This window comes from Arthrobacter sp. P1_B3 (assembly GCF_056406615.1).
The window spans coordinates 1-25,180 of record NZ_JBFTZV010000015.1 but is presented as its reverse complement, the minus strand read 5'-3'; the positions used below and the strand labels follow the sequence as shown (position 1 = coordinate 25,180).

Below are 25,180 nucleotides of genomic sequence, written 5' to 3'. Positions count from 1 at the left end.
CTATCAGGTCGAGCCGGAGGCGGCTGGATTAGAAAATAGTGTACGCCATGGTTGTACTTGTGTGTCATACATGGTTGTATAACAACTCACATCCTAAAGGCAGGGCTCACCTGCAGAACAAAGGAGTTTGATGTGAACACCCCAGCAACAGTTGCCACTTCGCCGCCAGCCGCCGTCGCAACCCAAACGGGCGAGGACCAAACAAAACTCGGCGGCCGCCGTGCCGCCCTGCTGATCTCCACTCTGCTGCTCGGCGTGCTGTCCTTCCAGCTCAACGCCAGCATGGTCACCCCGGCGCTGCCGCAGATCGCGGCATCCTTCGGCCAAGGACCCGAGAGCGCAGCCCCCGTCCAGTCGATGTTCTTCCTCGCCGGCGCCATCGCCGGGCCCGTCATCGGACGCTGGAGCGACTTCATCGGACGCCGCGCCGCCCTGCTCCTGGTCCTCGGAATCATGGGCGCGGGCACCATCCTCTGCATCGCAGCCCCCACCCTGCCGCTCCTCATCGCCGGCAGGTTCCTTCAGGGAGTCTCCAGCGCGGTCTTCGCGCTCGCCTACATCGTCCTCAGCGAAAACCTGCAGGCCCGCGTCTTCGGCACCTCCGTGGGCATCATCGCCGCCATCAACGGGGGAGTGGGCGGCGCGGACGGCTACGTCGGCGGTCTCATGGCCGAGACCCTCGGCTTCCGGTCCATCTTTGTCGTCGTGCTTGTCCTGACGGCCATAGCGGCAGCTTGCATCATCAAAACCGTCCCGAAGGGACGCCCCCACGGCGTACGCGGAGCCATGGACTGGTGGGGCGCCGGATCCCTTTCTCTGTTCCTGGTCTTCATCACCTACTTCGTCTCCGACGGCTCAGCCGCCGGCTGGACCGCCCCCAGCACCCTGGCGCTGCTCGCCGGCACCATCGCGTCCTTCACCGCGTTCTGGATGATCGAGAAGAAGCGCAGCCACCCGCTCATCGCCGTCCACCACCTGCGCTCCCGCCAGGTCTGGCCCGTCATCGCCACGACCGTCCTGACCCTCGCCGGCATCTTCGCCATCATCAACTTCACCGTGGTGCTGCTCAGCCAGGACACCCACCACGGCTTCGGACTCAGCGCCTCCCTGTCGGCGCTGCTGTTCCTGACCCCCGCCGCGCTGATCGGTGTCTTCGCCGCACCCCTCGCCGGCTGGCTCGCCGACCGCCGCGGCTGGATCAAAACCCTCCGGGCCGGGACTGGGCTGAGCCTGGCCTGCGCCATCGCCGCGGCCACGTTCTCCGACAACCAGATCGCCGTCCTGATCGCGATCGCGGCCCTCGGCATCTTCTACAACGGCCTCTTCCTCACGGCTATCAACGGACTCTCCGTCCTGCTCTCACCGAAGGAAGCACCCGCCGCCCTGCCCGGCATCAACGGCGCCTCCTTCGGCATCGGCGCGAGCCTCGGCGTGGTGCTCGTGGCACCGTTCGCCGCCCAGGCGACGTCCGCCGGCTACACCACCGCCCTCTGGATTTCGGTCGCCATCACCGCGGCCGCGTTCCTTGTCAGCCTTTTCGTCGCCGCACCCAAGGGCGAAAAGCTCTGACGCACCCGCATCACACCCGTTACCAACGAAACGAGAGACCCAGCAATGACCATGCCCACCAGCCACCCGTTCTACCTCGACTGCGACACCGGCATCGACGACGCCCTCGCCTTGGCCTACTTGCTCGCCTCGCCGCAGGCGGACCTGCAGGGGATCGGTACCGTCAGCGGCAACGTCAGTGCCGCCGTCGGCGCCCGGAACACCCTGGACCTGCTTCAGCTCGCCGGGCACGCCCACGTCCCCGTCGCGCTCGGAGCGCACGACCCGCAGGCCGGTTCCTTCCACGGCGGCGCCCCACATGTCCACGGTTCCAACGGGATCGGCGAAGTCTCGCTGGAGGCGGCCGACGCCGAGCTGGTGGCCGGAACCGCGGCCGAAATGCTGGTCCGTCTTGCCCACGAACATCCCGGCCAGCTGCGGATCCTGGCCGTCGGACCGCTCACTAATATCGCCGAAGCGCTTCGTTTGGACCCCGCGCTGCCCCGGCTGGTGCGGGACATCACCATCATGGGCGGCGCCGCGTTCGCTCCCGGGAACATCACCGCCGTGGCGGAGGCCAATATCGCCAACGACCCCGAAGCCGCCGCGGAGGTGTTCGCCGCCGACTGGGATGTGACCCTGGTGCCGCTGGACGTCACTATGTCCAATGTGCTCGAGGAGAGCCACCGGCAGGAACTGCTCGCGGCGGCCCATCCGGTCCCGCAGGCACTCGGTGACATGCTGGGCTATTACTTCCGCTTCTACGAGAGCCAGTTCGGCCGGGCCTGCTCGGCGATGCACGACCCTCTCGCGGCGGCCCTCGCGACGGGCGGCGTCAGCGCGGCCGTCGCCCCGGTGGTGACGGTCGACGTCGACACGACTTCCGGCCCGGGCCGCGGCCAGACCATCTGCGACCTCCGCGGACGGTACATGGACTACCCTGAGCAGCCCGGCGCCCGCTGCCGGGTGGTGCTGGAGCTCGACGGCGACTTCGCGCCGCACCTGGTGGAGGTGCTGCAGTCGCTTTCCTGAAAGTACGACCCTGAAAGTACGACGGCGGCTGTTGTGCCTGTTCCGGCTCTGGCCTGAGCAGGCACAGCGGCGCGCTTGGCTGGGTGCTCGGAAATGCAACCCTTCATGGGGAAACCGAGGTGTAATTTGCCGACAGACACTATCTAGCCGGTGCCGATTGAAGCAGGATACTCCTCATGAAAAGAATCGTTATAGCTAGTTTCGCGGCGGTAGTCATCGGCTGTGGTGCAATCACGTTGGCAGCCCCGAGCAACGCAGTGACCACGAGCAACGCGGCGACCCAGACATCACACATCGCGGGGCAAATCATGGTTAAATTCCGCGACAATGGCGCGGCAGCCGGCGTACTGCGCCAGCACGGCCTCAGGGAGGGTCCCAGTATCGGCAGCACTGGCGCTCAACTTATTAAGGTACCGGCTGGCAAAGAACTTCAACTCATCGAAGCCCTAAGCCGGAACCCGGCAGTTGAGTACGCCGAGCCGGACGAGCTCGTTACTGCCGCTACAGATGACCAGTATTTCCCTCGCCAGTACGCTCTGCAAAACGATGGCCAATCATTTACCAACACCGCCAGCACGCTAACTGTAGCCGCGGGCAAGGCTGACGCTGACGTCGACGCCGTCGAAGCGTGGAACGTCACAACCGGTGGCGGCACGAGAGTTGCCATTGTCGATTCAGGTGTCGCAAGCGACAACCCCGACATCGCACCAAAGGTTGTTGCACGCGCCAACTTCAGTGGTACGCCAACCGGTGAGGACAATTACGGCCACGGCACCCACGTGGCCGGTATTGTTGCCGCCACCGCCAACAACACGATTGGTGTGGCTGGTGTGTGCCCGGGTTGCACGATCCTGGATGCCAAAGTGCTTAACGACAGCGGCTCTGGATCTTCGTCAGCCATTGCAAACGGTATCAACTGGGCCGTCAGCAACGGTGCCAAGGTGATCAACATGAGCCTTGGACAGCGCGTCTCTTCACGCACCCTCGAAACTGCCGTCAATAACGCATGGAATGCAGGTGCGGTACTAGTTGCCGCAGCAGGCAACGCCGGTACTCAGGCCAAGATCTACCCAGGCGCATACCCTAACGTTATTGCCGTCGCCGCAACCGACAACACGGACGCCAAAGCTTCCTTCTCAACCTACGGCGCCAAGTGGGTGGATGTCGCAGCGCCCGGTGTCAATGTTTACTCGACCTTCCCGAACCATCCGTTCTACCTGGGTACGCAGAACGGCCGCTCTCAGGGGTATGACGTGGGCAGCGGTACCTCAATGGCTTCACCTATCGTCGCCGGCGTTGCCGCGCTTGCCTGGAGCTCACATCCTGGCGCCACGCACACGTCAGTCCGCGCAAACGTCGAATCAACCGCCGACACAATCCCTGGTACGGGCACCTACTGGGAACATGGCCGGGTGAACGCGGACAACGCGGTCCGGTAGGTTACAGCCCTTGGCCTGAACGCGACTGGAGTACTAGGACTGGAGGGACTGCATCACGGAGAGGTGCCCGGCGCGTGCCGCGATCAGGCACTTGGCCAGGTAGAAGGGCCGGTTCGCGTGCCTGACGTACTGCGTCAGCACGAGGACCGGATCCGGGGCCCGCAGGTCGAGCAGCTTGGCCCGGCTGGGCCCCACCTGGCTCAGGCTGATCTGGCATTCGCCGGGCCCGAGGACCCGGCCGAAGCGGTGGTTCAGTGTCGCGAGCAGGGTGCTGCCGCCGTCGTCGATGTCCAACGGCGCGGCGGCAGCGGAACTGCTGCCCAGGCTCACCGGCAGCGCCGAGATGTTTTCCTGCAGGTGGGCGACGGCTTCACCGTCGCGGATCAGGACCGACTCCCAAAACCAGCAGTCGGCGCCGGGCTCCACGCCCAGGCCCGGGGCGACGAACTCGGAGGCGGCCTGCCGCTGCCGTTGGATGCGTTTGATCTCGATGCGCTGCCCGGGGCCGCCGAGGACTTCCTCGAAGGGGCGGATCCGTTCGATTCCGATGCGGGGGAGGGTGTCGGCGACGAACCGTCCGACGCCGCGGCGGGCCCGGATCAGACCGTCCTCTTCGAGCAGCATGAGGGCTTCGCGGACCACGGTGCGGCTGACCTTCATGTCCGCGCCGAGCTCCGTTTCGGTGGGGAGCATCGAGCCGGGCGTCAGCAGGTTGTTGCGGATGGCCTCGGCGATCCGGGAGTACACCGCAACCCGGAGGGGCGAGCCGGGCTGGGCCTCCACCGGCTGGGACAGGAACCTGGCGGCGTCCTCGTGCACGTTTGCCTCGCTTTGTGGTCTTTGGGAATCTCAGCGTAACAAGTACTACTAGTTTGTTGGACAAGGCCCGCTTGCCGGAATGGCCTGGCCCTGAAGCGTCTTGGGCTGGCCTGCTCCCTAAACGCCGAAGGTCCGGTTCCCCCTAAAGTGCGGGACACTGGAAGTCCCGAACCATGAAAGCGGGCCACCTTGATTAGTCTCCAGCACGATGCCGACGGCTTCATCCGGCTGAGTCCATGGGACTGAGCGGGGCCGGCGGCGCCGGCCGCCTCGATCCGCTGCTGTATCCGTGGGACCCGCCCGTGGCCTCGGGTGTCATGGACGGCGATGAATTCCGGCCCCTTGAGCTTTTAGCCGGACTGGATGAGGCCCTCGCGCAGGCCGGCGCCGCACCGCTGGAAGCCCGTTCCCTGGTGGTCTCCATCGGCTCGAATTCAAGCGCCGAGGTGATGCGGCGGAAATTCGCCAACTACTCCCAGCCTGTCAGCGCGGTCCTGCCGCTGGTCCGGGGGCAGCTCCACAACATCGCCGTTGGCCACTCCGCCCACGTCAGCAGGGCCGGCTACATCGCTGCGGCCCCGTATCCGCTGATGGGAGAGTGCACGGCGGTCTGGCTTTCGTGGCTGGACGATGTCCAACTGATGGCCCTGGACGAAACGGAGCCCAACTACCGGCGGATCCAGGTCGACGGCGAAGCCTGCCCGCTCGTGGCGGACCACGGGGAACGTCCGGAGGAGTTTTCGCTGTTCACCTCGCGCTGGGGCGTGCTGACCGATGGCGACGGCGGGACGCTTCCCTTCCTGGACCAGCCTGCCCTCTTCGGGCTCCTCGCCGGGAGCGGCACCGGGGAACTCCTGGAGGAGGGGAAGTCCGTGTTCGGCGGGCCGCCGGATCTTGTTGCTGAGCAACTCGCGATCCCCTCTGTCCAGGCATGGGCCAGGGAATGGTTCGGCTCGGCCGGCCTCGCCGCGCCAGCGGACTTCGACGGGCCTGGCGCGGGGTAGCCACCCCTCCTGAATATCGACTTCACCGGGCGGCGATGTTCCCGGCGATATGCTGCGCCATGTACTCGGCATCGCGGCCCACGCCCGCCACGATGGACGAGCCGTGCCCGGTCAGCCACGGCAATCCGACGGCGTACAAGCCCGGGTGTTCGGTGGCGCCGCGGTGGTGCCGGGGGTAGTTCCATTCGTCCAGCACCGGGATGTCCAGGATGCTGAAGTCCAGCCGGTAGCCCGTGGCCCAGAGGACTGACGTGACGTTGGCGGCGTCGAGGTTCAGCCGTGGCGGCTCCGAAGGAAGCCAGTCGTCCTTGCGCGGCGGCTCCGGCTCCGGTGCCGACATGCCGGTGGCGGCAATATAGCTGTCGAACATCGGCTTCATCCGCTGGTAGAAGGCCGCCTCCACCAGTCCCAGGCGTTCCGGAAGGTCATCACTGAAGACGAGGTCGCCGTCGTCGGCTGCTTCCAAATGGCCGTGCAGCCGGACGCCGCGGCGGCCGAGGTCGCGCAGGTGGATGTCGTGGCCGCCGTCGGCGCCGGACACCAGCGGGTTGCAGGCGAACCTCGCCGCGGGGGAGGGCAGCTGCCCCACGGTGAGGCCGTTCAGTCCGTAGTCGGGGCCGAATTGTGCAAGCTGCATCATCCAATAGAGGAGGTCCTGGCCGCGGTACCGGCGCGGTGCTTCCGGGCACGTGGACACCGCCAGGTGGATTTCGCGGCCAACGGCGAGCAGTTCCTCGGCGAGCTGGCCGCCGGACTGGCCGGTGCCCACGATGAGCACGGCACCGTCGGGCAGTTGGGCCGGGTTGCGGTAGCTGTCGGTGTGAAGCTGCAGGATGTGGCTGGGCAGTTGCGCCGACAGCGCGGGGATTTTCGGCGTCTGGTAACCGCCGGTAGCAAGCACCACGTTCCGGGCCCGCCAGCTGCCCTGGGTTGTGGCCACGTCGAAGCCGCCGCCCTCCGCGGGCGAGATACGCGTGACGTCCTCGCCCGTCCGGACAGGAGCGCCGATGCTCTCCGCATAGTGCCGGAAATGGCCGATGAGGTCATCTCGCAGCATGAATGCTTCCGGGGCGGGGCCTTTATACGGCATGCCGGGCAGCGCGAGCGAGAAGTTCGGCGTGTTCAGGCAAAACGCGTCCCACCGGTCCTGCCACGCTCCGCCGAGCGTTTCGCGCCGTTCCAGCAACTGATGTTCGACGCCGGCCCGGCTCAGCCAGTAGCTCGTGGCCAGGCCGGCCTGCCCGGCGCCGATGATAAGGGTGTTGACGCTTTGCGGAGCCGCAGGTCCGGCGGCTGCTTCGGGGGACGGCGCGTCGGTCGCCGTCGGGGTCTCCATGGTTCTTCTCCCGTAGCCAAGGTGCAGGGCTGGCTTTGTTGGCAGGATATGCCCGCAGCGTCGCTACGTACAGGTCGCTGTCTGCAGCGCTGCCACCGTCCCCCGCAACTGCTTGCCCTCATGAGGCCCCGCAAAGGCAGTAGCGCGCTCAGCGAATATACGGCAACTACGACACCCGCGGGGGCGGCCTACATGCTGCTCGGCTTTGGTGATCCAATCCCCATACCGGTGGAGGACCACGGACGGGTCACGTGTTGAACGGAGTAGAGCGCGCTACTCGCAGCCAAAACCATCGCCGTCGCGGTCCAAGCCGTAGATGTCACTTCCGACGACTTTCACTGGTCCTCCTACGTACGCTGGACCGTTGCCGCTCCCGCCGGCGCAGTCCACATCAGAAGCGATCGGTACGCATGCACCTGAATAGTTGCGATCGCATCCAGAGGGAGCTGCTGGGACAACCGGCCGAACGGGGGTTTGAACCTTCGCTGCGGCAGCCGCCGCTGCAGCCTGCTGACGTGCGGCTTCAGCGGCTACAGCCTGCTGGCGTGCGGATTCCGCAGCTGCAGCCTGCTGGCGTGCCGCTTCCGTCGCGGCTTGTTCCTGCGCAGCCTTGGCTTGCGCTTCCTTGGCGGCTGCATCAGAAGCTGCCCTGGCGGCAGCGGCTTTAAGGGCGAGCGAGGCGGCCGCTGCCCGAGCATCCTTTACCCGCTTTGATGCTGATTGCTCCATCCACAGCAGCTTTCCATCGTCAGACTTCGTGCAGATAAAGACAGTTTGCTGGTGGGTTTCACTTGAATCTTCCGTGGTGCAGGAGATTGTTGCGGGCGCAGTAGCTGTGGCCGAAGCCGTTGGAGTCTCGGAAGCTGATTTAAACGCTGACGCCGTCGGTAGTGAGGCCACAGCTTGGCCTCCACAAGCTGTAAGCGCAAGGAGAGCAGCGCTCGCCATGACTGCGGTCTTTGCTAGCCGACCGGAAACTGTTGAAAGCCGTTTGCCGTCGACCGGCTGGCAAGACATTCCGTCCGGAAGTCGAACATCGTTGCGCCCAAAACGTGTATTCATTTGTGCCCCCACAAATCAGATTCAGATGAAAGTTCTCGCCGACCTTAGCACTGGAACTCGTATTCGATATAGACCTCTCTACTCAACAAAATCTGTCATTTACGCCACCAATTGGTTGTCAACTGCAATAGCTCTGAGTTTCGCCCCACGTTCGCCCGTAGCTGGTGGCCAGTCCGGCCTGCCCGGCCTCGATCGCCAGGGAGTTGACCCTCTGCGGAGCCTGATTTCAGTTTGGTTCGGGGGCGGCATGGCTACTTCCTGACGGCCTCGGTTGTGGCGCCCGTCGTGGCAGGCCTGCGATGCGGGTAAACGCCTCGGTCTCCATGGGTCTTCTCCCGTAGCTTAGGTGCAGGGCTGGCTTCGTTGGCAGGATATGCCCGCCGCGTTGCGCGTACAGGTGCCCGACGACGGCGTGGGGCCGCACTGCCGGCGGCAGCCGTCGGAGCATGGGATAGCCTGGACATTGTCCATGCCGGGTGCCGCTGAATAGTGCTACATGTAACTTTGATTTATGGGCGTAAGGGACGGTGCAGCACGGCACCGAGCTGCCATGCGGGAGCGTGGCTTCCGGCAGATTCAGATGTGGGTTCCGGATACGCGGACAGAGGAGTTTAGGCGTGAGGCCCGGCGCCAAGCGCTGGCGGTCGCGGCCTCCGACCATGCCAGCGACGACCAAGACTTCATCGAACAGATTGCGGAAGACTGGCCGGAGTGAATCGCGGTGAGCTGTGGACGGTTTCGGGGGGAACATATGCGCAGAAACCATGGCCAGCACTCATAATCCAGGATGACCTGTTTGCGGCCTCGGAGTCGGTCACCCTTCTGCCGCTAACGACTCACCTGACGGATGCTCCGCTGCTGAGGCTCACAGTTGACCCCGGACAGCTCACCGGCTTGAAGCAACTCAGCCAGATCATGGTGGACAAGCCCACAACAGTGCGGCGTGCCAACCTCGGGCAGCGGATAGGCCGAATAGATTCCAAGACCATGGTTGCCGTTGAGCAGTCCCTTGCCGTCTTTCTTGGGCTGGGGCGTTGACTGGTTCAGCCATAGAGGCGTTCGAGCGCCCAGTCCCAGCGGATCAGCTCTTGTTCGAGGCGAACGGCTGATCCGTAGCTGTCATTCCCAAGCGCCTCATAGAGCACGTCTTCTTCAGCGGTCAGCCGGGTCAGGGCTGCCCGCGACGGCGACGGCTCCCTGCCCCAGGCATCCCGGTGGGCTAGCAACGTCTCCTTGTCCATCAGCACGCTGGCCACGTGGGGATGCACTGCGCGCAACTGGTCCAGGATCCGGAAGCCATGCGTATCCAGATCGCCCCAATACAGGACCTCACAGTCCCGCAGCCAGGCCGCATCACGCAGGGACGAAAAGCCGTACCCGCCACCGTAGAGGGCCAGCGTACCCGGCCGATCGGGCAGCGCGAGGAAATTGACCTGGTTCTCTGTTGCGATCACGGTGTGCACCGGCAATTGCAGTGTGCTGAATGCCTCGGCCGTCACCGTGATGTCCCGGGCGCCGCCCAGAACTTTCATTGCGGGATCAAGCAGGCGGAACCGGACGAGCTCCGGCGGATGCAGGAAGCCATGGCGCATTGCGAAGCGCGCGGCCGGTGTGCGAGCCATGGAACCGACCAGGGCAGTATCCGCGACGTCAGCCGCCTCCGCCACCAACGGCTCCACGTTTACCGGGTCCGGCTGCGGATCCGCGGACCCCGCCCGCAGCAGGGCGGCCATCTCGTCGATGACCCTTCGATGCGCCTCGATGAACTTCGTATGCACCCCGGGCAGGCCCAGCTGCCTCAGATAAATCCCCGGCGACGCATTGTCCCGCAGCCACAGCGCCACCCGCGCGGCGGTCAGCGCCGACTCGCGCAGGTCCAGAAGTTGCAGCGGGCGTTTCAGTGCCCAGCTCCGCAATGCCGCTCCGGCTGATGGGTCCAGCTCCGACAGCCCGGCCACAAGTTCGCGAAACCGGGCCGCATCGCGTGTCTTGCCGGCAAAGGCGATCTCATCCTCTGCCGTATCGAAAACCGCCGCCGCCGGAAGCCGGTTGGAACCGATAGTGTTCCGGCCGACGTCGACCGTTTCCAAACGGTAGGCGCCCGCTGTGTTGGACAGCTCAGCCGCCCAGCTTCGGGCCGCAGCGTAGTCGCTGAGCAACTCTCCCGCCGTCGGGCGTTTCAGCGAACGACGGCGCGGGTAGACTCCGGTGGGTTCGAGCAGTTCGCGCAACAGTGCGCCGTTGTTCCACGCCTTCAGTGACAGCCCGCTCAGGTCAGCCACGCTGGTCCACTTCTTCGGCCCATCAGCGCGGAGGTCCCTTCCCAAACCCCGCAAGCTCGGTTCGGGGCCCTCGGGACGCCGCTTAGGCACGCCGGTCCCGTTCGTCCCGGTATTCCTGGATGGTCATGTTGCGCAGCTGCGAGTCGTCGCCGGTGGTGTTCGCCACGAACCCCACATGCGAAACAAAGGGCTCGATCACGTGGATCTTCTGCAACGGGGTGACGATCAGCAGCTGCAGCTTCATCCGCTGGAACAGCTGCAGCCCGTACCGCGCGGACTCATCCGACCCGCGCCCGAACGCCTCGTCGATCACCACAAACCGGAAACTGCGGCCGCCGCCCGCATTCTTGGACGCGCCCCCAGCCCCGTTCCCGGTGCCGGAAGCCAGCCCGAACTGGAACGCCAGGGCCGCGGCGAGGATCGTGTAGGCCAACTTCTCCTTCTGACCGCCCGACTTGCCGCCGGAATCCGTGAAGTGCTCAAACTCCTCGCCGGTCTCGGTCCACTTTTCGGACGCGGAGAAGGTGAACCAGTTCCGGACGTCCGTGACCTTCGCGGTCCACCGTTCATCCAAATTCGTCAGGCCCTCGCGGCCCCGGAAGCGCTCGATCAGCCGCTCCACCTGCAGATACTTCTGCTCCGAGTACTGGTCCTCGTCGCCGATGGTCCCCTCCGAGCAGGCCCGCAAGTCAACTCCAAACTCGCGCACATCCTGGTCGGACGTGTTCTGATGCTCCAGCTGGATGTGCCGGCCCGGGTTGTATTCGATCCCGGCCAGCGACTGGTTGATCTCGCCGATCCGGTTCACAATGTCCTGCCGCCGGCTGTCCAGGAATGCGTTGAACGCCACCACCTCGTGGATGGTGTTCTGGTTCAGCGATTCCTTGAAGTGCGCCTCGAACCGGGGGAGGTCATTGCTGACCAGCTGTTCCAGCAGCCGGTTGTAGTCCGCGGCGGCCTCGAGCGCGGCGTCGATGTCCGTGGTCTCGTTGGGGTACTTGTTGCGGAAATCCGCCATCAGCCGGACTGTGCTTTCCGCCGCCCGCGCAATGCGCTTGGACAGCGCATCGATGGTATCCGTCAGTCCGGAGCGGACGGAGCTTTCCGCCGTGCCGGTGTTCTTGTACGTGATCGCCTTGTCCCCGAGCGCGGCGGCGGTGAGCTGTTCGACGGCGGCCAGCACGCCGCCGTCGTCCGTCAAGGGAGTCTCCGCGAGAATGCCGCGGCACTCATCGATCGCTTCCGAGATGTCCTTGGCGTCCTTCTCGTTGGCGCCCAGGCGCTCGCGCAGCCTGCCGGCCTTGTCCTCGAGCCGTTCCAGGTCCGCAGCCACGGCGGCCTCCTTGGCCGTGAGCTGTTTCAGGACGTCGCTGGCGGTCTCCAGCTCGAGCGTTTCCGCCTTGAGCTCTTCGATCCGCCGGGCCGTGAGCTGCCAGCTGATCTCGCTGAAGTCGGCCACCCCGCGTACGATACCGAGCTGCTGGTTCTGCCTGCCCAGATCGCCCAGGGAGGCGTTGACCTTTTTCAGCTGGGTCTCCGTGACCACGAGCTGGCCCTTGACTTCGTCCTGTTCGGCGAGGAAGCGACTGATCTTGTCGTGGTTGTCCCAGCCGAGCACATAGTTGCGCCGGTCCGTCAGCTCCCGCCGGTCGTCCTTTTCGTGCCTGCCCCGGGCGCCCTTGAGCTGACCGTTGACCGTCAGCGCCTGCGGGTAGCGGCGGAAGTCCTCGAGGGTGTCGCAGCAGACGTGGTCGAACCGGGTGGCGAGTGCATCCAGCAGGAAGTTGCGGAACGGCGTGCCCGGCTTGATGGCGATCTTCGCGGCCAGGGTGCGCGGCTCCGCCGTCCTGGCCGCGGGGGACTCTCCGATCCTCAGGTAGACCAGCCGGCCGCGCAGGTTGTTGGCATCCACCCAACTGCTGACCGCCGCATAGTGTTCTGCCGGGACCAGCAGGGACAGAGCGAAGCCGTGCAGTGTGCGTTCCGCTGCGCCCTCCCACGCGCCCTCGCCGTCGCGGACCCGCAGCAGTTCGCCGGCATACGGCAGCGCGGTTTCCGCGATTCCCGTTCCATCGCACAGCCGTCGGCGGAGCTCCAGCTGGGGGAGCGGCAGCAGGTTGGGTCGGGACTGCAGGCTGCGCAGTTCGGCGCCGATCTCGGTCAGCCGGGCCGTCTGTTCGGTGCGGGTAATGGAGAGCTTCGTTCGGTCTTCCTGCAGCTCATTGGACTGGTTGCCGAGCTGCGATTCGACCTCACCGAGCCGTGCCCGGTTCGCGTCGAACAGCACCCGGTCTTCCGGGGTCCGAAGTCCCACGTCCTTGGCTGCTGCAGTGTAGGTCTCGAAGCGCTGCCGCTGGGTCCGGGACTGGTCAGTCAGCCGTGCAACGTCAGCGTCGATGGCCGCCAGCCGGCCGCCGCCGTTGGTGCGGACGTCCTCCTGGATGGCGGACAGCTCGTGCCGCTTCCCGGTGATTGCGGTGCGCAGTTTCGTGCCGTCTTCCTGGAGCCGTTCCCCGGTGCGTGTCAGCTCCGACTGGTGTTCCAGGCTCAGCTGCAGCCTCCGGTCCGTGAACCAGGGATGCAGCTGGTCCCGCTGCTGGCGCGCCAGCTCGTCCTCACGGCTCAGCTGCGCGTGCTGTGCTGCGCCCCCTTTGATTGGAGTCAGCAGCGTGATCTGGTCCTTGGCCCGCAGCACCGCGTCGTGGGCCTTTTTTAGGTCGTCGAAATGGTGGATGAGGTTACCGATGCGCTCGCCGACGTTGTCTTCCTCCAGCATGTTGGTGCGCACGAAGGAGGTGATGTTCTCCACCTGCTTCATGGACACCGTGCGGTGGAACAGTTCCATGGCTTGGTTGCCGCTGATCCCGAACTGCCGCTTGAAGGCTGCTGCGTAGGGCTCGAAGGTGTCATGGACGGCTGCACCGGCAGCGCGGAGTTTCTTCTTCAACTTCGCGGGGTCCTGCCCGAAGTTTGAGAAGTCCGCCGCGATGGACTGATCCGCCTCAGCAAGCGAGTAGAAGCGGCTGGGTTGGCCCGCTTCCTGGGTTGCCCACAGCGTGATGGCCAGGGTGACCGACTTGTTGAGCACGGCATTGTGGAAAACGGCGAGCACTACGGTCAGGGCGCCCGTGCCCCGCAGTGCCACCGGCTTGGAGTACTCGCCGCCCGTGCTGCGCGTGCTCTTGTGAAAGCCGCGCACGTACGACATCAGCGAGCGCTCCTTCTTCTGCGCGCCGGCCGCCTTGTTGTACTCGATCCGGTTCGCCGGCAGCAGCAGGGTGGTGATGGCGTCGACAACGGTCGACTTCCCGGAGCCGATGTCACCGGTAAGGAGGCTGTTGGCACCGTCCAGCCGGAACGTCCGCACGCCCTGGTGGAACGTGCCCCAGTTCAGCAGCTCCAAACGGTGCAGCCGGAAGCCCGGGGGAGTGGCGGCGTCGTCCGTCTTTTCTTCCAGGCTGAAAAGGGTGTCCTGCAGGTCAGCTGTCACTTGCTGTCCTCCTCCGCGGCACTGGCGTCCGGTGTTCCGGCGCTGGCGGGCGCCGCTCCGGCGAGGCCTGTTCCCGAAAGCCCTGTTCCCGAAAGGGTCGCTCGGTAGTCCGCCAGCCGCGCGTCGAACTCCTCCAGCCACTGGGCGTCCACGAACGCCTTTAGGATTCGGGCCACCTCGTATGTGCCGGGCTGTCCGCGGAGTTTGCGCAGAAAACCGAAGTCCACCACCTTCTTGATGTCGGTGGCGAGCCGGTCCATGATCCTGGCTTCGTTGCTGGATTCGGGCAGGAAGACGGCGACCATGTCCGCGATGTCCTGCTCGGTCATGATGAGCCGGAGCTCGCTGCTGTTGGTGTCGAACTCCAGCATCCGGCCGCGCAGGAGGGCCAGCAACAGGCTGACGTTGAAGGTCAGCTGCCGCCGCGGAATCAGCCGGGGGAGATTGCTATCGGGGTCCTCGCGCGACTTCAGGAACGCGTAGCCCTCGGATTCGTCCAGGATCAGGTCCAGACCCAGCACGGAAACGTAGTCGCGGACCTGGGAGGACAGGCCCAGCAGCGACTGCCAGAGCTTCTCGTCCCCTTCGGCGTAGAGGACACCCTTGAAAAGCCGGGTGACCACACCGGGAAGTTCCTCGGGTGTCCGGCTTTCCGTTTCCGCAGTGCTTGGGGAATTCGACGCCGGGTTCATGCTGGCCTTCCGAAGATGATCTGATCGATGGTCGCTTCGCGGATGCTGCCGTCCGGGGCCTGCCACGAAACCTGCTGCAGGGCGTCCGGCGTGATGCTCGCCCAGTCCGACTCTGTGGCCAGCTGGTAGTAGGTCACAATTTCCGCCAGGCCCTGCGAGACGGGGTAGGCGGCGGTGACCTCCGCGAGGGTGGTCTGTTCCGCCTCGGCGAGGACTGCGTCGATATTGGCCTTGAGTCGTTCCTTGTCCACGTGGAACTGGCTGAACAGGGCGCCGGCGTCCACGTCCGCGTCGTCGGCCGTGAGGACGTCGTCGTCCACCATCACCCGCCGGCTCGGCTCATACAGCGGCCGTTCGAAAGGCAGCGTAATGTCCACTGACGGGGCCGAAATGGTCATGAAGTCCCCCGACGGCGGCTGCTCCCGGGTGGCGAGGGCACCGGACTCGATGCTCCGGATGAGCTGCATGATGCGCTTGTTCTCAAGGAACACCTTGTCGTCGAGCAGTCGGCGCATCTGCTGGGACAGCTGGCGGACGGTGCCCTGGGTCTGTTCGACGGCGGGCAACCAGTCCTGGTGCAGGTTCACCACGGCGTGGAGGTTGTCCGCGTGGGCAAGGGCCTCGATCTGGGTGGCGCGCTGGAGGAGTTCCTGCAGTTTTCTCCGGGACTCCGGTGACATGAGGTAGTCCCAAAAGCCCTGGAATGTACGCCCCTGCAGGGAGCTGCTGATGTCCTGCTGGTTTGCGAAGATCGATTCCAGGAGCTCGCCCTGGGTGCCGTCCCAGGTGGCGATCTGCTCGCGGACTTGGCGGTCCAGCTTCCGGAAGTTCTGTTCGACCTCGCGGAAATCCGAGAGGAGGTCCTTGGCCAGGGCGGTCAGCTGCTGGAAATGGTCCAGTGCTTCGGGGCCTGTCATGACGCGTATGTTGCCGTCCCGGATCCGCTGCATCTCGGCGTCGATCCCATCGCGCTGCCGCTGCAGTTCGGCGAGCCGCACCTCGGGATCGGTCTCCGACTGCTGGACCAGCCGCTCCAGGACGGCAAAGATGCTGGTGAGCCGGGACTGGGTGGCCACGAAGTCGCGTCCACGCAGGCCCTCCACCCAGCGGACAACGTCTTCCGCGGCCGCGGTGAGATCGTAGCGGGGCTCGTCCTGGCCCTGGATGTAGTACTTCCGCAGCCAGGCCCTTTCGGGCGCGGCCCAGTCGTCTAAGTACTCCGAGGCCCGGCGCGGAAACTTGTCTTCGCCGTAGGCATCCCGCAGGCCGAAGAGCACATCGTCCAGGCTGTCGATGAGTTGCTGGCGGCCAAGGTTGCGCTGGTTGGGGCCGGTGAAGGCGGCCATGAAAAACGAGATGGCGAGCGGTGCGTTCTGGGCGCGCAGCAGGGACCAGCCTGCATGGCTTTCGCGCAGGGCGTTGATTGCGTAGTAGTCCATCCGGTCCTCGTGGTGTTGCCCGCCTCACGTCCTATGTTCACTCTAAAGGGCGCCGCGGACATTTTCTGTGGACAAGGAGTCGCCACGTCCCGCAACGTGCGCCGGCAGATAGCAGATGGCGGAAGACGGCAGGATGTCGCTAGCGGAGGGGCTGCCGTTCACCGACGGCGACCGCATCCTCGAGCGTTACGTACGTCCGCCGTCGTCGTTCCAGTCTTTCCTGCTGGCCGGGCGACGGGATCTGCGCGCCTTTCGCGCGGTTGCACCTGCTGCACGCGGCGACGAAATTCTGCAGGCTCGTGGACCCGCCCTTGGACCACGGGTAGAAATGGTCACCGTGTTCCGCAGGACGGGCGCAACGTCTGCGGAAGCCCGCCTCCATCTCGCACTGGCCTTCTGCCCGGGACATGCCTTCGCGGCGCTGCTGGCGGCTGAAGCGCCGGACACGGTCGCGGCGCCGGACGTCCCGGCCGCGGATGATGGCGACGATCATGGTTAGGACGACGGCGAGTACGCCAGGAAGCGCGACGGCCGCCAGCACGCCGCCGAACATCTCCGTGAAAACGGCAGTCACGGTATTCGGCCGTCGGTCCGCAGCTACATTCCCGGAACGCGTCACGAGCGACAGGACGGCCCCGGCGAAGATCCACACCGTCAACGCGGCCATGGCGAACCGGAGTAATTGGCGCGTCCAGTAGATGCGTTTCAATTCAAGCATTTGGTCTCCCCCATAAAGACTCCGGAAAAATGAAGACGGGCGGCGTCCCGCTCGCTGAGACAGATCGTACCTTCGCCGGCGCTACGGGGAGGCGGTGCCTCTCCAAGCGTGGTGCTCGTCAAGGGTGTTCTGGTTCAGTGCGGACCGCTACCTTTTTTCTATGGCCATGGGCAAGCAACGGTGCTCTGACCCCCTACAGGAATTTCTACTCAGAAGGAGTGGGAAGGTCATGAATCGACGAACGAAAATCTTCTTTGGTGTGATCGTCCTGTTGCTGGTTGTTGGTGGGGCGACATTATTTGTCCTCGATAACACAAAAAGGAGTAGGGCCGCGGAATACAACCCGCAGATCAACCCGGCAGATTTCACCACTGAAATTACCAACAAATACTTCGCCCTCCCTGTCGGCAAAAAACTGACTTACGAGACCACCGAGCAAGGAAGAGTCACCGAGAGGATCGAGATCGAAATCCTGCCGGAGACCGTGAGCATAGAGGGTGTTGAGACGGTGGTCTATCTAGATAAGGAGTACAAGAACGGGCAGCTGGTAGAGGAAACCCGGGATTACCTGGCGCAACACAAAAACGGCGACGTGTGGTATTTCGGCGAGGACGTGGACAACTACTCCAATGGAATCTTGTTGAACCACTCCGGCAGCTTTCTCCATGGAAAAGATGGGGCAAAAGCTGGCATCTGGATGAAGGCCGAGCAGCGCCCTGGCGACTCGTACAGGCAGGAATTTTACGTTGGTCACGCGGAAGACATGCGGGACACCGTCGCTACCGGCGAGACCGTCTCCACCAAGTCAGGCACGTACAGCGACTGCGTCAGGGTCTACGACTGGACGCCGCTTGAAAAGAACTCACGGGAGCATAAGTATCACTGCCCCCAGATCGGTGCGCTGGCCCTTACCGAGGACCTGGAGACCGGCAGCCGGTCAGAACTCGTGAATGTCGTCCTGCCCTAGTCTTTCTACTTTTTAGGGCCGGGGCTTAGAAACCTTCGGCTCCTTAGGCGGCAGTCCGGCCACGTGCTCGAATGCTTTCTCCACCCAGGCCTTGGCCCGCGCCTCATCGCCGTCGCCCTCGGCATTCCAGATCTCCGGCAATCCGGTGTAGCCGCCCATGGGGCGCTCGGCCGGCCCGAACGGAATAGTCCGCTCGGTACTTTCGAGCATCTCCTTGTCCGCCTCGCCCAACTTCACACCAATGGTGGGGCCGAACAGACCGGCGAACATGTTGCCGTTCACGAACGCCCCGAGGTTTCCGAACATCGGTTTGACCATCACCTCGGGATGGTCGGGAAGCACCGCGCGGAAGTGCTCCTTGTCGGCGGCGGACGCTTTGGGCATTTCCATGGTCTTCCTCCGATAACTGTGGGTCACGGGCTGGTCTTCCTGCAGGATATGCCCGCGGCCCGGCACGGTACAGGCGGTCGGCCTGCAGGCGCTGCCTCTACGACCGGCTTCCGCTAGCGCTAAGCACAAGTTCTGAGCCCTCGGGCGGCACACCTTACCCGCGGGATCCCGCCTTACCCGCGGGATCCCGGCGCGGCCGTGCTACTCAAAATGTAGACCCCGGCCCGGCGGGGCCAGCCTGGCCTCTGCCAGTTGCTCGGCTTCCTTGAAGTCGCGGTCCCAGGCTTTCTTGTCCTGGCCGACGCACCACCTGTAGGTCCCGGACCACTTGGGCTCCACTACCGGGCCGGCGGCTTCGATCTGCTGACGAGTCGGACTGACCTTGGACACAAGCCCAACCACAGGGGGCGGGGCGTACTTCGCCCTTGGTGGCGGCCACTCCGGCTCCGCCGCCAGTGGCTGCGACCGCCTCCGGTTATGCCTGGCGAGGGCCACGATGGGGAGAATTATGCAGGCCAGGAACACGCCGAGCCAGAGCATCAGGAAGATCACGATCCCAATTAACATTCCCATGGCCCAGATTAACTTCTAAACGGTCCATGGCGGAAGGGTTCGGCTACGCCCGCCGGGGGACCCGTCCCCGCCCCGTGCGCGGCGGTAACGGATCCCCAGGTCAGCGCCACCCCAAGACGCGGCCGCAGTTCCCCACCTGGAACCCGCCTTCGTGCTCGCCGGCATGGAGCGTCACCAGCGCGCGAAGCGGGAACTGACAACCGTGGTCGATGACTTCCTGAATGCTGACCAGATGCCGATCAGCACGATAGCTAGCCAGGGCCTTTCGGTTTGGGCATGTGTACGTCCGTCAGGCTGTGGTAATCGGTGTCCGGAATCTCCTGTATGGTTGATCCTGTTGTTGTGTTTATGCAGTTCGTAGTTCAGGCAGTACGCATGGTTGCAAGACCATGTTCTTCTGAAGCAGCGGTTTTGAGCACCCCAAACAGGAGGACCCGAAAGTCGGGACAGTTCCTCCACCTTCACGAAGGACAAAAATAATGGCTACTGGTACCGTCAAATGGTTTAACGCTGAAAAGGGCTTCGGCTTCATTTCCCCCGATGACTCCTCACAGGACGTTTTCGCACACTACTCTGCGATCAACTCCTCCGGCTTCCGCTCCCTCGAAGAGAACCAGAAGGTCTCCTTCGAAACCGAGCAGGGCCCCAAGGGTCCCCAGGCCACCAACATCCAGGCTATCTAATTTCCTTTTAGATACCCGGGACCGTTAGGTTTCGAGCAGGGCTCGTCTTCGGACGGGCCCTGCTTTTTGTTTAACCCACCCGCGCCTCCAAGAGGCTGACGACGACGGCGGCGCGCCTCCGCCGTCGTTTCAGAGCTGGCCGCGCCGCGCCAGGTACGTGTTGAGCGCCGGGTTGTCGATGTCCTTGGCCAGCCACGGGATGGTCTCCGCGGCGGCGGTGTCGCCCAGCACCGCCCGGTGCGAGTGCGCCCGGACCACGAGTTCGCGCAGTGCGCCGCGGCTGGCCATGGTTCCCAGCCGGTCGGCGTAGTCCCCGGCGGCGGGGGATCCGGCGTCGATCGCGACCTCGGCGGCCGTGTCCAGCAGCCGCGCCCGGTACCAGAGATACCAGGGGGTGGTGTCGAGGCCACGCTTCAGCCACTCCTCGGCCGCGGCCTGGTCGTTCAGCGCCATACTGAGCCGGGCCTTGGCCCCGGCGGCCAGGGTCAGGTAGCAGTGGTCGCCGGCGACATCCGCCATCACCCACGAGCGGTCGATCAGGGGAGCAGCGTCGTCCAGCCGGCCGGCGGCGAGGAAGGTCTCGCCGCGGAGCCCGGCCACAAACGGCTCGAACGCCGTCCAGTGCTCGGCCGCGATCAGTTCCTGGGCCCGATCCAGGCATTCAGCAGCCGGCTCCAGATCCCCGCGGAGCAGATGCACCCGGCCGGTAAGCGCAGTGCTGAACGCCAGCAGACGGCGGCCGCCCGCGGCGGTGGCGAGCCGCGTCGATTCGGCCAGCGCCGCCAGCGCCTCGCTGTAGTGCGCGGTGTCCGAGGCCGCCATGCCCTGGATGGCCAGGATCCTGGACCGTTCGTCGTCGAACCCGTCCGCCGCGCGGGCCGCCTGCTCCAGCCAGCCGGCCGCGCGGTCCGGAATGCCCCGCTGCACCGACAGGTATCCCAGCTCCCGGTACGCGGCCGCCGCCACCCGCGAGGCCGGCCGCCCGGGGTTCCGCATCTCCGACTGCAGGCCTTCCGGATCCAATCCCTCCGATTTCAAAGCCCGGTGCAGGAGATCGGCCACCTCGGCGCCGCGGCCGCCAGCCTGATGGATCAGCGCCCCGGACAGCGTGACCAGGGATTCGGCGAGCAAATGATGGTCGCCGGTACGTTGCGCTATCTCGGTTGCGAGGCGTAACTGCTCCAGCCCGCGGTCCACCGAGCCTGCCGAGAGCGACGCCTCGGCGGCATCGAGGTAGGACCGCACAGCGGCCCCACTGGCCGGCAGCCCGGGCTCGGCCGGCGGCGCCGCGTCTGTCAGCGCCCGGCGCACCTCCGCCGGCACGCCGAGCCCGAGCTCCCTGCGGTACAGCTCGCGGCATTTGTCGGCCTGCTCCCGCGCCCGCCGGTACTCGCCCAGGGACACCAGGGCCTTGATCAGCACGGCGTGGCAGTCGGCATTGAAGGGGTCCAGGTGCAGCGCGCGGGTGGCGAGGTCGACGGCGTCGTCCGCCCTTCCGGCCGCCAGCGCTGCGAGCGAGGCCTCATACAGCATCGTGAGCACGCAGTTCTCGAGCCGGTGCCGCTGGTCCTCGAGCCAGGACTCGAACACGGGGCAGTCCGCGAAGGCGAGACCCTCAAGGAGCTCGCCGTCGAAGGTGCGGGGGTCGGCGCCGCCGGCGGGAGTCAGGGCCGCCATCACATCGCAGTTCCACCCGACCGGCAACACCAGCCGCAGCGGGTCGCCGCCGACCGATTCCGCGCCGAGGGTCCGCCGCAGCTCGGAGAGGTTCCAGCGCAGGGCGCCGAGGGGGTCCTCGGCATCGGGGAACAGGATCGCCGCCGTCCGGGCCCGGCCGGTGCCGCCCGGTTGAAGCGCGAGGTAGGCCAGCACAGCCCAGGCCTTGCGGCCCCGGGGCTGCCGGAGTGCGGTGCCAGCGGACTCGATCCTGGGCGGACCGAGGAGCCGAATCCAAGTCTCGGCCATATGAGTCATGCTACGCCGCTGGTGGGCGCGAGGGAGGGGGTGACGGTGAGCGTGCGGTGAGGCGTCAGCGGGGGAGCGGCGGGTGTCTGAACTGAGCCGAATCGGGCGGGTAGCTGGCCGAAATCCGGCCGGAAAACCCTCACACGGTGGCTCACACGGTGCGCGCGCAAACTGGACATGTCCCCACAAAAGGACCGAATTCCGGACCAGCGCCGCACCGCGTAACTCCCACAAGGATCAGCCCGGCGCTTGCCCTCAACACCAGCTCAATAGCCGCCCCCAACAACCAGCTCCATCACTCGCCCGAGGTGTTTCTCAAATGGAATTTGCCGCCATCCTGCTCGCCGGACTCTTGGTCTTCGCAGCCGTCGCCACAGTCGTTGCGGTCGTCCGCGACGGCAGGGGCCACACCCCGCCCATTCGGTCAACGCGCCCGTGGAAGGCCGGCAACCTCCCCAGCGAACCGTACGCATCCCTGCGGTCTCTCCAGAGCTGACCGTTCTGGCCCGACCCCCATTTCCGGCACCGGAAGTGGGGGTCCCGCGCGTCGTCCTGTGGCTTCGCCTGGCGCTGGCGGAGGCCGCCGGTACCACTGCAGCCGGGAACACCGACGTCGGCGATTTGGTGGGCAGCCGACGTCGGTGGTTGACCGGCCGTCTGGTTCCCACTGTCTAGACACTCGCAGTGGCGCGGGAGCATTCTAAACGTGTGCGCGTTTCGGGAGGAGCGGCTACGGGGCGGGAGCTTCCGTCTGGCTGGGGGCACCCCGGTGAAGCCGGGGACGGCTGACGGTCGGATCCCACTTTCCAGGCGCGCGGACACGATCGGCGAGGGAACCGGGGACCAGGTCATGGACGAAACATCCGATACGAGGCAGAGGCTGTCCAACCGCATCGACCAGAAGCAACGGGACCTTCAGGTCTACCTCGGCAGGGAAAGACCGCGGCGCACGCGCCTGGCGAGCATCAGCATTGTGGGCAGCGCGCTGGCCGCCTCGTTCGCGGCCGGTCCAGCGGTCGGGGGCACGGGGTTCACCGAAGCAGTGGCGAACATCTTCAACCTGGCCGACGACTCAATTGTGTGGCGAGGGCTGTGCCTGCTGGCGGTGATCTGTTCCGTTGCCGCGGCGCTGGCCACGAATTTTGCCACGTCCCGTTCCGTGGCGGACCGTGTGAGCGCGGCCGAGACCGCAAGTGCCCAGCTGGAGGGGCTGCAGGTGTCGCTGAACTTCGGCCACATCGATATCGACGAGGCCGTCAAGCTCTATCAGCAATACTCCACCCAGGTGGCCTTTGTCGAGGCATCACCCGCGCGGTGAGCCGTTCTTCGCCCGGCTCATTCGCGCGGCTCGTCACACGTGTTCAGCCCGGGAGCTCCAGCTCGACTTCCACGTCCACCTCGTCCCCGGCGCGGATGCCGGCCGCGGTCCTGATGGCCTTCTTGACGGGGAGGAGGTACGAGTTGCTCTTGCTGTCCGGAAAGAGCGACGTCCGCCAACGCTGCCCGGCGATGCAGGCGCTCACCTTCACCGAACCGAAGCCCTTGCGGAACGGGGCGGCCTGGTCCTTGAGCTCCTCCGCCAGATCCGGCGGCAACGTGATGAAGTGCCAGCCGGCCTGCTCGGGGTAGTGCCACAGCTCACCGCGGAACGCGTACGACGTCGTCACGCTCCGAGTATGGCACGCGGCGGAGGCCGGCTGAGTAGTCGCGGCGGCCCTTAGCTAAACGCGCAACCGTGATGATCAACGAGTGGGCGGACTCATTCGACCGCCGGGCAATCGCTGTGCTGGGACTTCATCCTCCACGTATCACCGTTTTTTGCGGGGTCGAGAACGTCGCGCTTCCATCCCTGACCGGGATCAACGAAGACCTGGGTGAAGAACGGGTCGACGACGAAGGCATCGAGCATGGTCAGCGCCTCAGCCTGCCGCTTCTGTTCGCTGCTCTCGAAGGCGTCGAGGTATTCGCCCTGCCAGGCACACAGCCAATACGTTGATGCCACGGCTTCCCCGCGACCTGCGGAGTCGTAATGCACGTTGGGGTCGTCGAAGCCCGGGGGTACCTTGGCGGGCCAGGCGACCCCGTTGGGAAGCGGGTGCGGAATCTTCTTTATCGCCTGCTGATAGAAGGCTGGAAGCTTGTCGACGTTGATGTCGGCGTCGGTTGGAGCAGACACGCCTGCGGGCGCGGTTGCGGTGGACACTGCTGCTGGCACTTCAGGCGTGTCCGCCACATTCGGCAGATGGGACTCAGCACAGCCGGTCACCATGAGGACAGCCACTGCGAATCCCGACCAGCCCCACCAGTGCCTGCTTCGCCCGTGAACAAGTGACATGAGACCGCTACCTCTTCCCCCGAGACGTATCGTGGCCGGTCGACTTCCCGACGGGCCTTGTTGGAAGCCAACACTGCCCGGAGCAGGAGCACAACCCGCCTGCGGGCCGACGTCGTGGGCGGCGCCGTGCGCCACCCACTAGTGGCCTTCGACTACGGAGCTTTGGGGATGATGATCCACAACGCGATGTACACGAGCTCACCCACGCCGAACAGGCCGAAGAACACGAAGCCGAGGCGAACCAGCGTCCTGGAGACACCGAGACGGTCCGCGAGGGCCGCGCAGACTCCGGCGATGATCTTGCTGTTCTTGGGCCTGACGAGAGATTGTTGCATCCAGCCAACGTAGCAGTGTGGCCCCGCCAGGAGAACAGGTTGCGGCCCCAAACTTCCCTTCCTGCTGTGACAACAACCCGTCCGGCAATCCGGCCAGGAGCGAGGGCGGAGCATCGCATTGGCCGAGTTCCCCCCAGTACACGGCCTTGTCGTCGACGAGCTGCGGACTTTGACCGTGCACCGGAGGAATCCCTGGTCTTCGACGCACCCCAAACAGCGGGTTGAAGCGGATCGCTGACCCCTTGCCGGAGAGTCCCCGAGACCACGACGGCGGCAGTGTTGCGGACTGTGACGCGGTGCACAAACCCCTATTGTGCGCGTCTTCGCCCTGACGGAGGCTTGCGCGGGCCAGTAATCCGCGCCAATTCAGGGTTCTTGCCCCATGGCACCCCCCTCCGCGGCCTGATTTGTGCGGGGTCCTCCTGGCGTGTAAAGTAATTCGAGTCGCCGCCGCTGATGCGGAAAGAAAGCGACCGACCCCCTGATAAACAGCCTGAAAATGGTTCGCAAATTTGCGCGCTAAATAACGGTGGGGACCTTCTTGAGAGAATGTAGATCGCAGAAATGCGAATTTGCAAACACTCCCAAGATCGGGTAAGTTTGAAAAGTTGCTCCGGAGCGATCCTCGACCGAAATGTGGTTGTGGTGGTGCCGGGTGTGTCTGTTGTTTGAGAACTCAATAGTGTGCCAAGTTTGTTGATACCAATTTATTGTAATGGATTGGTTGAATGTGCCGGGCCCGCCACCCCGTGGTGTGGTCTGGTGTTTTTGGCTGGTTTCAAATTTTGTGCAGCCTGGTGTCCCGTTTTCCCGGGGTTCCTAGGTTGTGTCTGTTTTACTTCAACGGAGAGTTTGATCCTGGCTCAGGATGAACGCTGGCGGCGTGCTTAACACATGCAAGTCGAACGATGACCCGGTGCTTGCGCCGGTGATTAGTGGCGAACGGGTGAGTAACACGTGAGTAACCTGCCCTTAACTCTGGGATAAGCCTGGGAAACTGGGTCTAATACCGGATATGACTCCTCATCGCATGGTGGGGGGTGGAAAGCTTTATTGTGGTTTTGGATGGAC

General features: G+C 65.0%; 23 protein-coding genes and 1 rRNA gene. 11 read left to right on the top strand and 13 right to left on the bottom strand.

The genetic code is table 11. The features are described 5' to 3' along the window. The first annotated feature begins 132 nt into the window (after positions 1-132). The 3 genes from AC1D2F_RS15485 to AC1D2F_RS15475 all read left to right on the top strand — a co-directional run bounded on the left by AC1D2F_RS15485 (position 133) and on the right by AC1D2F_RS15475 (position 4,019). Positions 133-1,569 (top strand): MFS transporter, encoded by a 1,437-nt coding sequence (locus AC1D2F_RS15485; RefSeq protein WP_476967096.1) that lies wholly within the window; start codon positions 133-135, stop codon positions 1,567-1,569. Positions 1,570-1,614: 45 nt separating this feature from the next. Further along, on the top strand, positions 1,615-2,580 hold the full coding sequence (locus tag AC1D2F_RS15480; protein WP_476967095.1) for a nucleoside hydrolase: 966 nt from the start codon (positions 1,615-1,617) through the stop codon (positions 2,578-2,580). A 176-nt stretch (positions 2,581-2,756) separates the two neighbouring features. Further along, a complete protein-coding gene (locus tag AC1D2F_RS15475; RefSeq protein WP_476967094.1) occupies positions 2,757-4,019 on the top strand; it encodes a S8 family serine peptidase in 1,263 nt (420 codons plus the stop codon). 33 nt (positions 4,020-4,052) lie between these two features. Here AC1D2F_RS15475 and AC1D2F_RS15470 read toward each other — a convergent pair whose 3' ends face one another. Next, positions 4,053-4,838 carry a GntR family transcriptional regulator gene (locus tag AC1D2F_RS15470; RefSeq protein WP_476967093.1) on the bottom strand — a complete coding sequence of 262 codons (786 nt, stop codon included), beginning with the start codon at positions 4,836-4,838 and terminating at the stop codon, positions 4,053-4,055. A 236-nt stretch (positions 4,839-5,074) separates the two neighbouring features. Here AC1D2F_RS15470 and AC1D2F_RS15465 point away from each other — a divergent pair, with 236 nt between their 5' ends. Continuing rightward, the gene (locus AC1D2F_RS15465) at positions 5,075-5,842 is read left to right on the top strand and encodes a hypothetical protein (RefSeq protein ID WP_476967092.1); all 768 of its coding nucleotides are present in this window, start codon (positions 5,075-5,077) and stop codon (positions 5,840-5,842) included. A 22-nt stretch (positions 5,843-5,864) separates the two neighbouring features. On the opposite strand, the gene AC1D2F_RS15460 is transcribed toward AC1D2F_RS15465, so the two are convergent. Then, on the bottom strand, positions 5,865-7,178 hold the full coding sequence (locus tag AC1D2F_RS15460; protein ID WP_476967091.1) for a flavin-containing monooxygenase: 1,314 nt from the start codon (positions 7,176-7,178) through the stop codon (positions 5,865-5,867). 1,573 nt (positions 7,179-8,751) lie between these two features. Between AC1D2F_RS15460 and AC1D2F_RS15455 the strand changes: the two genes are divergently transcribed. Together AC1D2F_RS15455 and AC1D2F_RS15450 are read left to right on the top strand one after the other, a co-directional pair. Then, positions 8,752-8,955: an antitoxin MazE family protein gene (locus AC1D2F_RS15455; RefSeq protein ID WP_476967090.1), complete on the top strand. Its 204-nt coding sequence runs from the start codon at positions 8,752-8,754 to the stop codon at positions 8,953-8,955. Continuing rightward, positions 8,952-9,278, top strand: coding sequence for a type II toxin-antitoxin system PemK/MazF family toxin (locus AC1D2F_RS15450; RefSeq protein ID WP_476967089.1), 327 nt, complete (start codon positions 8,952-8,954; stop codon positions 9,276-9,278). Before AC1D2F_RS15455 ends, AC1D2F_RS15450 begins: the two co-directional genes overlap by 4 nt. A 5-nt stretch (positions 9,279-9,283) precedes the next feature. Here AC1D2F_RS15450 and AC1D2F_RS15445 read toward each other — a convergent pair whose 3' ends face one another. From AC1D2F_RS15445 to AC1D2F_RS15425, 5 genes are all read right to left on the bottom strand, one after another. After that, positions 9,284-10,522, bottom strand: a complete 1,239-nt coding sequence (locus AC1D2F_RS15445) for a Wadjet anti-phage system protein JetD domain-containing protein (protein WP_476967088.1) — start codon at positions 10,520-10,522, stop codon at positions 9,284-9,286. A gap of 82 nt (positions 10,523-10,604) precedes the next feature. Further along, positions 10,605-14,012, bottom strand: a complete 3,408-nt coding sequence (locus tag AC1D2F_RS15440; RefSeq protein WP_476967087.1) for an ATP-binding protein — start codon at positions 14,010-14,012, stop codon at positions 10,605-10,607. Further along, on the bottom strand, positions 14,009-14,635 hold the full coding sequence (locus AC1D2F_RS15435) for a DUF4194 domain-containing protein (RefSeq protein WP_476967086.1): 627 nt from the start codon (positions 14,633-14,635) through the stop codon (positions 14,009-14,011). The genes AC1D2F_RS15440 and AC1D2F_RS15435 overlap by 4 nt, the downstream gene beginning before the upstream one ends. A gap of 65 nt (positions 14,636-14,700) precedes the next feature. Then, positions 14,701-16,143, bottom strand: a complete 1,443-nt coding sequence (locus AC1D2F_RS15430; RefSeq protein ID WP_476967085.1) for a DUF3375 domain-containing protein — start codon at positions 16,141-16,143, stop codon at positions 14,701-14,703. Positions 16,144-16,282: 139 nt separating this feature from the next. Next, positions 16,283-16,861 (bottom strand): HNH endonuclease, encoded by a 579-nt coding sequence (locus AC1D2F_RS15425; RefSeq protein WP_476967084.1) that lies wholly within the window; start codon positions 16,859-16,861, stop codon positions 16,283-16,285. 229 nt (positions 16,862-17,090) lie between these two features. Between AC1D2F_RS15425 and AC1D2F_RS15420 the strand changes: the two genes are divergently transcribed. Further along, positions 17,091-17,828, top strand: coding sequence for a hypothetical protein (locus AC1D2F_RS15420; RefSeq protein ID WP_476967083.1), 738 nt, complete (start codon positions 17,091-17,093; stop codon positions 17,826-17,828). Between the two features lie 12 nt (positions 17,829-17,840). On the opposite strand, the gene AC1D2F_RS15415 is transcribed toward AC1D2F_RS15420, so the two are convergent. Together AC1D2F_RS15415 and AC1D2F_RS15410 are read right to left on the bottom strand one after the other, a co-directional pair. Beyond that, a complete protein-coding gene (locus AC1D2F_RS15415) occupies positions 17,841-18,218 on the bottom strand; it encodes a TfoX/Sxy family protein (RefSeq protein ID WP_476967082.1) in 378 nt (125 codons plus the stop codon). A gap of 201 nt (positions 18,219-18,419) precedes the next feature. Next, positions 18,420-18,791: a hypothetical protein gene (locus AC1D2F_RS15410; RefSeq protein WP_476967081.1), complete on the bottom strand. Its 372-nt coding sequence runs from the start codon at positions 18,789-18,791 to the stop codon at positions 18,420-18,422. A 479-nt stretch (positions 18,792-19,270) separates the two neighbouring features. On the opposite strand from AC1D2F_RS15410, the gene AC1D2F_RS15405 reads away from it, so the two are divergent. Next, entirely contained in the window at positions 19,271-19,474 is a 204-nt protein-coding gene (locus tag AC1D2F_RS15405; RefSeq protein ID WP_011690916.1) for a cold-shock protein, read from the top strand. A 129-nt stretch (positions 19,475-19,603) separates the two neighbouring features. On the opposite strand, the gene AC1D2F_RS15400 is transcribed toward AC1D2F_RS15405, so the two are convergent. Further along, positions 19,604-21,439 (bottom strand): AfsR/SARP family transcriptional regulator, encoded by a 1,836-nt coding sequence (locus AC1D2F_RS15400; protein ID WP_476967080.1) that lies wholly within the window; start codon positions 21,437-21,439, stop codon positions 19,604-19,606. A gap of 319 nt (positions 21,440-21,758) precedes the next feature. Here AC1D2F_RS15400 and AC1D2F_RS15395 point away from each other — a divergent pair, with 319 nt between their 5' ends. Both AC1D2F_RS15395 and AC1D2F_RS15390 read left to right on the top strand, forming a co-directional pair. Then, positions 21,759-21,935: a hypothetical protein gene (locus AC1D2F_RS15395; RefSeq protein WP_229992866.1), complete on the top strand. Its 177-nt coding sequence runs from the start codon at positions 21,759-21,761 to the stop codon at positions 21,933-21,935. Positions 21,936-22,289: 354 nt separating this feature from the next. Continuing rightward, a complete protein-coding gene (locus tag AC1D2F_RS15390; protein WP_229992867.1) occupies positions 22,290-22,757 on the top strand; it encodes a hypothetical protein in 468 nt (155 codons plus the stop codon). Between the two features lie 43 nt (positions 22,758-22,800). Here the strand turns inward: AC1D2F_RS15390 and AC1D2F_RS15385 are convergent, their stop codons facing one another. The 3 genes from AC1D2F_RS15385 to AC1D2F_RS15375 all read right to left on the bottom strand — a co-directional run bounded on the left by AC1D2F_RS15385 (position 22,801) and on the right by AC1D2F_RS15375 (position 24,109). Continuing rightward, positions 22,801-23,106, bottom strand: a complete 306-nt coding sequence (locus AC1D2F_RS15385; RefSeq protein ID WP_229992868.1) for a DUF1905 domain-containing protein — start codon at positions 23,104-23,106, stop codon at positions 22,801-22,803. Between the two features lie 92 nt (positions 23,107-23,198). Further along, positions 23,199-23,720 carry a hypothetical protein gene (locus AC1D2F_RS15380; protein WP_476967079.1) on the bottom strand — a complete coding sequence of 174 codons (522 nt, stop codon included), beginning with the start codon at positions 23,718-23,720 and terminating at the stop codon, positions 23,199-23,201. Positions 23,721-23,926: 206 nt separating this feature from the next. After that, the gene (locus AC1D2F_RS15375) at positions 23,927-24,109 is read right to left on the bottom strand and encodes a PspC domain-containing protein (protein ID WP_229992870.1); all 183 of its coding nucleotides are present in this window, start codon (positions 24,107-24,109) and stop codon (positions 23,927-23,929) included. A gap of 840 nt (positions 24,110-24,949) precedes the next feature. Here AC1D2F_RS15375 and AC1D2F_RS15370 point away from each other — a divergent pair. Further along, positions 24,950-25,180 (top strand): 16S ribosomal RNA (locus tag AC1D2F_RS15370); the annotation flags it as partial.

Coding starts and splice junctions, on each gene's coding strand:
- AC1D2F_RS15460 (WP_476967091.1), bottom strand. CDS start 7,178: ATGGAGACCCCGACGGCGACCGACGCGCCGTCCCCCGAAGCAGCCGCC.
- AC1D2F_RS15395 (WP_229992866.1), top strand. CDS start 21,759: ATGGAATTTGCCGCCATCCTGCTCGCCGGACTCTTGGTCTTCGCAGCC.
- AC1D2F_RS15425 (WP_476967084.1), bottom strand. CDS start 16,861: ATGCTTGAATTGAAACGCATCTACTGGACGCGCCAATTACTCCGGTTC.
- AC1D2F_RS15475 (WP_476967094.1), top strand. CDS start 2,757: ATGAAAAGAATCGTTATAGCTAGTTTCGCGGCGGTAGTCATCGGCTGT.
- AC1D2F_RS15465 (WP_476967092.1), top strand. CDS start 5,075: ATGGGACTGAGCGGGGCCGGCGGCGCCGGCCGCCTCGATCCGCTGCTG.
- AC1D2F_RS15405 (WP_011690916.1), top strand. CDS start 19,271: ATGGCTACTGGTACCGTCAAATGGTTTAACGCTGAAAAGGGCTTCGGC.
- AC1D2F_RS15390 (WP_229992867.1), top strand. CDS start 22,290: ATGGACGAAACATCCGATACGAGGCAGAGGCTGTCCAACCGCATCGAC.
- AC1D2F_RS15415 (WP_476967082.1), bottom strand. CDS start 18,218: ATGGAAATGCCCAAAGCGTCCGCCGCCGACAAGGAGCACTTCCGCGCG.
- AC1D2F_RS15375 (WP_229992870.1), bottom strand. CDS start 24,109: ATGCAACAATCTCTCGTCAGGCCCAAGAACAGCAAGATCATCGCCGGA.
- AC1D2F_RS15455 (WP_476967090.1), top strand. CDS start 8,752: ATGGGCGTAAGGGACGGTGCAGCACGGCACCGAGCTGCCATGCGGGAG.
- AC1D2F_RS15400 (WP_476967080.1), bottom strand. CDS start 21,439: ATGGCCGAGACTTGGATTCGGCTCCTCGGTCCGCCCAGGATCGAGTCC.
- AC1D2F_RS15410 (WP_476967081.1), bottom strand. CDS start 18,791: ATGGGAATGTTAATTGGGATCGTGATCTTCCTGATGCTCTGGCTCGGC.
- AC1D2F_RS15480 (WP_476967095.1), top strand. CDS start 1,615: ATGACCATGCCCACCAGCCACCCGTTCTACCTCGACTGCGACACCGGC.
- AC1D2F_RS15430 (WP_476967085.1), bottom strand. CDS start 16,143: ATGGACTACTACGCAATCAACGCCCTGCGCGAAAGCCATGCAGGCTGG.
- AC1D2F_RS15420 (WP_476967083.1), top strand. CDS start 17,091: ATGAATCGACGAACGAAAATCTTCTTTGGTGTGATCGTCCTGTTGCTG.